The 9,367-nt window shown below is 64.2% G+C and carries 6 protein-coding genes; 1 reads left to right on the forward strand and 5 read right to left on the reverse strand.

What is annotated here, in order from left to right; all coding sequences use genetic code 11:
- From V5A19_RS02770 to miaB, 3 genes are all read right to left on the reverse strand, one after another.
- Nucleotides 1–891: an HlyC/CorC family transporter gene (locus tag V5A19_RS02770; RefSeq protein ID WP_332317782.1), complete on the reverse strand. Its 891-nt coding sequence runs from the start codon at nucleotides 889–891 to the stop codon at nucleotides 1–3.
- Entirely contained in the window at nucleotides 878–1,381 is a 504-nt protein-coding gene (gene ybeY / locus V5A19_RS02775) for an rRNA maturation RNase YbeY (RefSeq protein WP_332317783.1), read from the reverse strand. The genes V5A19_RS02770 and ybeY overlap by 14 nt, the downstream gene beginning before the upstream one ends.
- A gap of 146 nt (nucleotides 1,382–1,527) precedes the next feature.
- On the reverse strand, nucleotides 1,528–2,877 hold the full coding sequence (gene miaB / locus V5A19_RS02780) for a tRNA (N6-isopentenyl adenosine(37)-C2)-methylthiotransferase MiaB (protein ID WP_332317784.1): 1,350 nt from the start codon (nucleotides 2,875–2,877) through the stop codon (nucleotides 1,528–1,530).
- Between the two features lie 514 nt (nucleotides 2,878–3,391).
- Here miaB and V5A19_RS02785 point away from each other — a divergent pair.
- Complete coding sequence (locus V5A19_RS02785) at nucleotides 3,392–4,276, forward strand: crotonase/enoyl-CoA hydratase family protein (RefSeq protein WP_332317785.1); 885 nt, start codon at nucleotides 3,392–3,394, stop codon at nucleotides 4,274–4,276.
- Between the two features lie 28 nt (nucleotides 4,277–4,304).
- Here V5A19_RS02785 and V5A19_RS02790 read toward each other — a convergent pair whose 3' ends face one another.
- On the reverse strand, nucleotides 4,305–6,827 hold the full coding sequence (locus V5A19_RS02790; protein WP_332317786.1) for an ATP-binding protein: 2,523 nt from the start codon (nucleotides 6,825–6,827) through the stop codon (nucleotides 4,305–4,307).
- A gap of 59 nt (nucleotides 6,828–6,886) precedes the next feature.
- A complete protein-coding gene (locus V5A19_RS02795) occupies nucleotides 6,887–9,151 on the reverse strand; it encodes a GGDEF/EAL domain-containing response regulator (protein ID WP_332317787.1) in 2,265 nt (754 codons plus the stop codon).
- Between the last annotated feature and the right edge of the window lie 216 nt (nucleotides 9,152–9,367).

Raw genomic sequence — 9,367 nt, forward strand, 5'->3', positions numbered from 1 at the left:
TCACACGGATTGGTCCGTGGGACCGGAAGTGCCCTCGCGGCCGGCCTGGTCCGCCTCCACCACCCGGATGGAGCGGAGGCGACGGCGATCGGCGCGGATTACCTCCAGCAGCAGGCCGTCCACCCGCACCGACTCGCCCACTGCCGGCAGGTGGCCCATGTGGCGCACCATCCAGCCACCCAGGGTGTCCACGCCATCGGCCTCCAGGTGGCTCCCGAAGCGGGCGGCGAAGGTCTCCAGGGGGATCTGGGCGTCCACCTGGAACCGCCCCTGGCCGCGCTGCTCCACCATGACCGCCTCGATGTCGAACTCGTCCTCGATCTCGCCGACGATCTCCTCGAGGACGTCCTCGATGGTCACCAATCCAGCGGTCCCGCCGAACTCGTTGACCACGATGGCCATGTGGTTGCGGCTGGCGCGGAATTCGTGGAGGAGGCTGTCGAGGTGCTTGCTCTCGGGGACGAAGACCGGGGACCGAATCACCGACATCAGGTCGAACTGATCGCGCTCTTCGGACCCCCAATAGCGCAGCAGGTCCTTGGCGAAGAGGATGCCGCGTACATCGTCGCGGTCCTCGCCGATCGCCGGCAGACGCGAATAACCCACTTCAACTATGCGCGGGATGAACCCGTCGGGTGCTTCGTCGGTGCGCACCACCTCCATCTGGCCCCGCGGCACCATGACGTCGCGGACCCGGGTCTCGGAGACCTTGAAGATGCCTTCGATCATGTGGAGATCCTCCACATCCAGCAGGCCCTGATCGCCCGCCTCGCGCAGCATCTCCAACAGCTCCTGACGCGACTCGGGCGCGGAGCCCAAGCCGCGGGCCAGGCGCTCGATCCAATTGCGTCGCTTCGGGCCCTCCTCGGCCACCGCGCTACTCCTCCGCATAGGGGTCATCGTACCCAAGGCCGTCCAGGATTCGCCGTTCCAGCCCTTCCATGGCCTCGGCCTCCGCCGTCTCCTGGTGGTCGTAGCCCACAAGATGAAGGGTACCGTGCACCACCATGTGGGCCCAGTGAGCCTCGACCGTCTTGCCCTGATCGGCTGCCTCCCGGTCCACCACCTGGGGACAGAGGACCACATCGCCCAGGACCGGCTCCCAGGGGCCCGGCGGCAGATCCGCCGGGAAGGAGAGGACGTTGGTGGGCGCCTCCTTTCCCCGGAAATCGGCATTGAGGCGAGCCATCTCGTCGGCATCCTCGGCCCGAACCACTACCTCCCCCGCGGGGGCACCTCGGGGTACGCGGGCTAGGGCGGCACGCACCCATTCGGTTATCGATTGGATTGAGGGCAAGCCGGAGGCATCGGCGGGTAACTGGACCACCACCGGGTTGGCCTCGCCGTTCCCCGCCTCGGTGCCGGCATGGATTTCAGCCATCAGGGACCTCCCCGAACCGGCCGCAGGGCCCGAGGGCCATCCGGGCCCCGGCGGTAAACGGGCGGCAATGCGGAGGAAGGCATTGGCAAGGCGGGCTCCGGATTTTGGCGCATGGGGAATCGACGGCGAACGGGGCTGGGACGAGATCAGGGGGTGACCGTCAGGCGCGCCTCTTCGGCCAGCTCACCGCGCAGTGAGTTAGGCAGGGCTTCGGTCACGGCAACCGTTGCCAGCCGCCCGATGTACTCCGGAGGCGCGGAGAAATTGACGATGCGGTTGCAAGGGGTGCGGCCCATAAGCTCATCGGCATCCTTGCGGCTGGATCCTTCCACCAGGACGCTGCGGCGCTGACCGACGAGCGCGCGGCTCTTTTCCATGGCCTGCTGATTGAGCCGGTTCTGCAGAATGCTTAGGCGCTCGGCCTTGACTGCCTCGGGGACATCGTCCGGGATCTCCGCGGCGAGCGTACCCGGCCGGGGGCTGTACTTGAACGAAAAGCTGGCATCGAGATCGGCCTCGGCCACCAAGTCCAGGGTATCGGCGAAGTCCTCCTGGGTCTCGCCCGGAAAGCCGACGATGAAGTCGCTGCCAATGGCGATGTCGGGACGGGCTTCGCGCAGGCGGGCCACCTTGTCCAGGAACTCGGCTCGGGTGTGGTTGCGGTGCATGCGGGCCAGCAGCCGGTCCGAGCCGGTCTGCACCGGCAGGTGGAGATGGGAGACCAATTCGGGAACCTCGCGGAAGGCCTCGATCAGACCGTCACCGAACTCGTTGGGGTGGCTGGTGGTAAAGCGCAGCCGATCAATGCCCGGGATACCGGCCAGATAGTGCAGCAGCAGGCCCAGATCAGCCTCGGTGCCGTCCTCCATCACCCCCCGATAGCCGTTGACGTTCTGGCCCAGCAGGGTGATCTCGCGAACCCCCTGCTGGGCCAGCTCGAAGGCCTCCGCGAGGACGTCATCGAACGGGCGCGACAGCTCCCGCCCCCGGGTATAGGGGACCACACAGAAGGTGCAGAACTTGTCGCAGCCTTCCATGATAGTGACGAAAGCACGGGCGCGCTCCACCCGCGGTGCCGGCAGGTGGTCGAATTTCTCGATTTCCGGGAAATCCACGTCCACCACGGCGGATTGCTGCTGCTCGGCCTCGGCGATCATCTGGGGCAGGCGATGGATGGTCTGGGGGCCGAAGACCACGTCCACATAGGGGGCGCGCTGGCGGATCCGATCGCCCTCCTGCTGGGCCACGCAGCCGCCCACACCAATCACGGTGCCCGGACGGGACTCCTTGACCGGCCGCCACCGCCCCAGCTCGGAGAACACCTTCTCCTGGGGCTTTTCCCGCACCGAGCAGGTGTTGAGCAGGAGAATATCCGCCTCGGTGGGATCCTGAGTGGTGGTCACGTCCAACTCTTCGGCGAGCAGGTCCACCATGCGGGTGGAATCATGCTCGTTCATCTGGCAGCCGAACGTGCGGATGTAGAGCTTTTTAGGCATAGAGGCGGTTCAGACCGGCTTTAACAGGAAATTTATTATAGGCTCCGCCCCCCTAGGAGCCAAGGGCCGGCCCCGGAGGAAGGGCCACCATAGTTTTTATGCTTTTCTAAGGGCGCAGGATTTCATCTTCACGTCGCCATTATACGCGTTAAGCTGGAAGGAATCAGTCCTATCCCGCAACGGGGGCACGGGCCTTTCCCGGTCCCTTTGCCATTTCGGTACCGAGCCAAAAAGGGGGGCCCGTGACCTTTAACCGCTCAGGCGACCCTCGCTCGGCGATCGCCCTCATCCTACGCCTGTCGCCACAACCGGCCGCAGCGGGTAGCGGCCGAGTGTGCCTGGTTCTGGGCCCCGCCCCCTTCCTCGCGCCGCCAACCGCCTTTCCCCTGGACCGCCCTGCTCGGGATCCGCCGAGTGCGGGCCGATAACCCGTTGCGCCCTTTACGCCTTAACGTCGTCCTTTCCGGGCCGGGGCCGGGCCCTGGCCAATTCAACACCCTTGGAGGTTAGTGCCATGAGCAACCTGATCCCGTTCCCCAAGAGCGAAGGGCAGAACCAGCAGTCCCAGGCCCTCATCAACAATCAGGAGGAGGCCGCCTACATCTTCATGGAGCCGCGTCCCCGGCCGAGCTTCACCCCACAGCTGCTGGCTGACCTGCAGCAGTTCAAGACCGACATTGCCAATCGGGTCCAATCGGAACTCGAAGCGGGCCATCCCCAGAGCCTTCGATATGCGGTGGTGGCCTCGGGGCTTCCCGGGGTCTTCAACTACGGCGGCGACCTAGACCTGTTCGGGCAATTGATCCGCAACGGCGACGGGCAGGGACTGCGCGATTACGCCTTGCGCTGCATCCAGGTGGCTCACGACTTCTCGGTGGGATTCGACCTGCCACTGACCACCATCGCCCTTGTGGAGGGCCGGGCCCAGGGCGGCGGCTTCGAGGCTGCGCTAGCGTGTAACGTCCTGATCGCCGAACGCGACGCCCAGATGGGCTTCCCCGAGGTGCTGTTCAACCTCTTCCCAGGCATGGGGGCTTACAGCTTCCTGTCGCGCAAAATCGCCCCTGGCCTAGCCGAGCGCATGATCCTCTCCGGCCGGCTGTATTCTGCCGAAGAGCTTTACGACATGGGCGTTGTGGACTTCCTCGCCGAACCTGGCGAGGGGCGGGAAAAGCTTCAGGAGTTTATGACCGATGCCGACAAACACCGTTCCGTGCAGCGCCTATTCCAGCGCGTACATGCTCGCCACAACCGGGTGCCGTTCGAGGAGTTACGGGACATCGCCGAATTGTGGGTGGAATCCGCCCTGGCCTTGGGCGAGCGTGATGTGCGCACCATGGAGCGCCTGGTGCGGGCCCAGGACCGGCGCACCGGTAAGGAGGACCGCCAGGCCAACTAGGCCCGTGGAGCGGTGTGTTGCACCACGCTCAATGCTGGAGCTGGCCGCTGGCATGCACCAGGAGGGCCGGCCTGGCCCGCTGAAGCAATTCGGCCAGCCAGTCCAGCTCGTAGCGCACTGTGCCACTACCCAAGTCAGTTGCGTCGGCCTCCTGCAACCGGTGGCAGACATTGGCCACCGCCTCGACCCCGATATTGGAGGCACTGCCTTTGAGGGCATGGGCGTGCCCCTGGAGCTCCTCCAGGTTGCCCGCGCCGGCGGCCTCTTTCATCTTGGCGTGCAGGTTGTCGGCGTCGCGCAGGAAGCCCTGGATGAGGCTGGCCATGAAGGCGGGATCGGAAGTTAGGCCGGCCAGCTCACGCAGCGTCTGGGCCGAAACCAGCTGACCGTCCGGCGTCGTCGCCGGCTCCCCGGAGGCGTTCCCTTCTTCCCCCGACGATGGGAGGAAGGGGCCCTCCGGGGAGCCGGCGGACGGGCCATCTTCGGGAAGGACCCGCTTCAGGGTAGCCAGGAGCCTATTGGCCTCGACGGGCTTGGTCAGGTGCGCCGCAGCGCCGGCCTCCTCGGCTTGCTTTTCGGCATCGCTGGTGACATCGGCGGTAAGCAGGACAAACGGCATGCCGGCTCCCTCGGTGTCCATGAACCGGTGCGTCTTGACGACCTCGGGGCCGCTGCGTTCGGGCATGTGGATGTCTACCAGGGCGAGGTCAAAGTTCTGGTTCTCCAGGGCGTTTAGGGCCTGTTCGCCGTCATCCACCACCGTAGCCTGATAGCCGCCCTTTTCCAGGATCAGGCGGATCACCTCCTGGTTGGTGGCGCTGTCCTCCGCCACCAGAATGTGTCCAGCAGATACGGACTTCCCCTGGGCCTGACGGTGCTTGGCCAGGTCCACCACGCGCTCGTCGTCGGGCAGATCGGTCTGCAGGGCATAAAGGGCGTTGAAGACCAACGGCTTCTCCGGAGGGAGGTCCAGAATCGCGGAGAAATTGCCTTCCAGACCGCGCAGGCGGGTACTGGTAGCGTCCCGCCGCAGCAGGACTAGGCCAGGCATGGAATCGGCACTGGGGGAACCGAAACAGCTTATGAACCCCATGGGGTCCAGGACCTCCCCTTCGTCCATCAGTACCGCCCGGTAGCTGGCCTCCCCGTCCTGTATCCGGGCCAGACACTCATCGGATCCGCCAACCACTTCCGCCTCCAGCTCCCAGACGTCCATCCAATGGGCAAGGGTTCGAACCAGGGCGCGGTCGCGGCTTACCAGAAGCACCCGCCCCCCGGGCGAAAGGGTTCCGTGACTGGTTGCGGTCTGCGGCCTACCCAAGGGCAGAGTCACGGTGAAGGCGGTCCCCACCTCGGGAACGCTCTCCACCTCGATGGTGCCCCCCAGCAGGTCTACAAGCTGGTGAGAGATGGCCGTCCCCAAGCCGGTACCGCCATAGCGCCGGGTAATGGAGCCGTCGGCCTGGGTGAAGACCTCGAAGATATGCTCCTGGACCTCGTCCGACATGCCGATGCCGGTATCCACCACCTCGAACCGGACTCCCGTGGTGGCATCCCCGGTATCCTCAGGGGCTACCCACAATGCCACCCGGCCTTGGTCGGTGAACTTGACGGCATTGTTAATGAGGTTGATCAGGATCTGGCGGAGCCGAACCTCGTCGCCGTGGACCCGGTAAGGAGTGTGCGGGTCGATGGACAGCTCCAGGCGCAGGCCCTTGGTCTCGGCCTGGTGGACCAACATGTCCACGGTGCCCTTGACGGTGGCGTACAGGTCGAAGTCCCCCGGCTGGACGGCAATCTTACCCGCTTCGATCTTGGAAAGGTCGAGGACATTCTCCAGCAGCTCCAACAGGGCCTTGGCCGAGCGGTGGATGGTCTCGGTGAAATGGCGCTGCAGAGGAGACAAGGAGGTGTCCTTGAGCAGGTCGACCATGCCGACAACGCCGCTCATGGGCGTCCGAATCTCGTGGCTCATGTTGGCCAGGAACTGGCTCTTGGCTCGGTTGGCGGCCTCGGCCTCGGCCCGGGCACGGTCCAGCTTGGCCAGAAGGGTACGGAAATATAGCGGCAGAATAACCAGGCCTGCCAAAAGCCCCCAGGCCAGTGTGGTGTTTTCCTGCCAATAGGTATTGGTCGAAATCACGGTAGCGAAGCCGAACAGCGCCACCATCATGGAGAGGAAAAGGTAGGTTCGGCCGTAGCGCAGGCCGTTGCCGATGATTACCCACAGGAAGACGATGTAAAGAGGTGCCACCAACTCCCCGTACCAAAGCATTAGCAGAGACAGTGTGCCGTGGTCCATTACGGTGGCGAGCACCCGGCGCAGGTGGGATCGCCCAGGGGAGAGCAGTAACCAAACGACATATACTAGGGAAACGCCCAGGAAACCGCCGGCAAGGGCAATCGCCGAGAACATGGTGCTCGGCTCAGTCTGGAACCACTGGGGGTAGGCGGTTAGGTAGACGAGGATAGCGCTGACCACGGCCACCCGCACAATCGCCTGCTCGTGCTCGGTATCCGGAGATTGCTTGAGACGGTCCAGCAATCGCATAAAAGGCCCCGTGCTTGCCCCAGCTTATTCTACCCGTCTACCGCCCGGAATGCTCGACCCTAGGCCTTTTTTCCCGCCGCAAGCTCCTCCCGGACCTCTTCCCCAGGCCGGGGCGCGCTGAAATAGAACCCCTGGCCGAACTGACAACCCATGCCCATCAGCGCCTCCCGGTGGCTCTCGCTCTCCACGCCCTCGGCCACCGCGCGCATCCCCAGGTTGGCGGCCAGCTGCGTAATGCTCTGGGTGATGGTGCGGTCATTGGGGTTGCCGGGAAGGCCGAGGACGAAGTCCTTGTCGATCTTCAGCGTGCTGATGGGGAGATGCTTGAGCCGGCTCAGGGAGGAGAAGCCGGTTCCGAAATCGTCCACGGCGATCTTCAGGCCCTGCTCGTGGAGGCCCTCCAGGATGCGCTCGGTCCGAGGGGGATCCGTCATCATGGCCCCCTCCGTCACCTCCAGCTCCAGCCGGGAAGGCGCCGCCCCTGTGGTATCCATGGCGGCCACCAGGTCCTCGTTCAGGGACGGGCTCAGGAGCTGATGGTTGGAGAGGTTAATGGAGACGTAAAGGTCGTGACCGGCATCGTTCCAGGCCCGGATCTGCTCGCAGGCGGTCCGGAACACCCAGCTGCCCAGGGATACCATAAGCCCGATCTCTTCAGACAACGGGATGAAAGCATCGGGCCCCATGAGGCTGCCGTCCTCCTGGGGCCAGCGCAGAAGCGCTTCGGCCCCCACTATGCGAGCATCCTCCAGGCGCACGATAGGCTGGTAGTGGAGAACGAAGTCGCCGTTTTCCACCGCCCGGTGCAACCGCCTTTCCTGGGAAAGGCGCTGGGTATGCCGCTCCGTGAGCTCTCCGGAGTAGAAGGAATAGGTGTTCCCCCCGGCTTCCTTGGACAGGCGAAGGGCGGTATTGCCTTGCTGGAGAAGCCGTTGCAGGTCCTCGTCGGCATTCTCCACGGTGGTAATGCCCACGCTGGCGCCTATGAAGTACTCGAATCCAACCACCTTAAAGGGCTGGCGGAAGGCCTGGATCACCCGCTCCGCCAACCTGGACGCCTCACCGCCCCGACTGTCCCCGCCTTCTCCTCCGTTGCTGGCAGGCACCAGGAGGGCGAACTCGTCCCCCGAGAGCCGGGCGAGCTTATTTCCCTGGCCGGCGACGCTCTTGAGGCGAGAAACTGCCTGAAGCAGAAGCATATCCCCGACATTGGGGCCGCCCGTATCGTCCACCAGTTTGAATCGGTCCAAGTTGATCACCAGCAGAGCGGTCAGTGACTCGCTCCCTTCCTGGGTCAGGGCCCTTAGGTGCCTGATCAGCCCGGTCCGATTGGGCAGGCCGGTTAGGCGATCGTAGTAAGCCAGGTTTTCCGCATCCTGCTCAGCCTGTTTCCGCTTCTGGTCGGCCCGCCGAGCCGCCACACCGTAACCCAGATTGTCCGCCGTGCGCGCCAGCAACTCCATCTCGTCCTCATCGAACTGCTCCCGCATGCGGGCGAATACCGCGAGAACCCCGTTGGCATGGCCTTCGATGCGCACTGGAAGGACTATCAATGCCCCCAGTCCGGCACCCCGCAGGCCTGCCAACCAGGGCTCATAGCCCACCTCGCCACTCAAGTCGTTCAGGACCAGGGGGCAATGTGTTTCGGCCACCTTCAAAAGGGTTTCCGGCGGCACGGAGGCTTTATCCGCCACCCCGTTATTGCCGTCCCTTACCGACGAAGCGACTACCCTTATACTTGCTCCAAAGACCCCCTCGGGTAGGCCTACCCAGACACACGGATAGCCACCCTGCTCCATAACCACCCGGCACATGCCTTCAACCAGGGCCTGCTCTTCCCGCACCCGAACGAGGAGCTCGCTGCCAAGGGTAAGAATATTCAGGGCCCGGCCCGTGCGCTTGCGCGCGGCAGCCAAACGCTCGGCATCGCGTTCAATGATCAACTGCTGGTTGCGCAGGGTTAGCAGATTGCGACAGCGAGCCTGGCATTCCTGGACATCAAGAGGCTTGGTAAGGAAATCGGTGGCCCCGGCCTGAAGGGCCTGGTAGCGCAGCTCGGAGCTTTGGACCACCGTTATAACGATAACGGGGACGCCCTCGCCGGAGGGTAGCTCTTGGCACCGCTTTAGGAAGGTGAGCCCGTCCATCCCGGGCAGACGGTAATCCACAAGGATCAGGTCGGGCTGGTTGAAACGGAGCCATTCGAGAGCCATGTAGGGCTCCTCGAACGCCTCCGCATGGATGCCTTCGTCGAGATTTGCGGTAAGCTGGGCAAGGATCTGACGATCGGTGGATTGGTCGTCCACGATCATGACATTAAGCATACCCGCGACCGCCTTTCACGCCGTTCTCAGGGCACAGGGTGCCCCCCTTTGGCGCCGGCCCCGCGGGCCAGCCTGCCACCCCAAACTATAAGCATTACGCAAGCTTTAAGACAGGGGCAGTTCGGCGTTCCAGCGACCATGCCAAAAAGGCAAAATCAAAAGGGATCGGACCATCAGTCCGGACCAGCTTTCAGTAGGTAGTAGAGGTGTTCAACC

This window comes from Thiohalorhabdus sp., from assembly GCF_036628635.1.
Classification (GTDB): Bacteria; Pseudomonadota; Gammaproteobacteria; order Thiohalorhabdales; family Thiohalorhabdaceae; genus Thiohalorhabdus.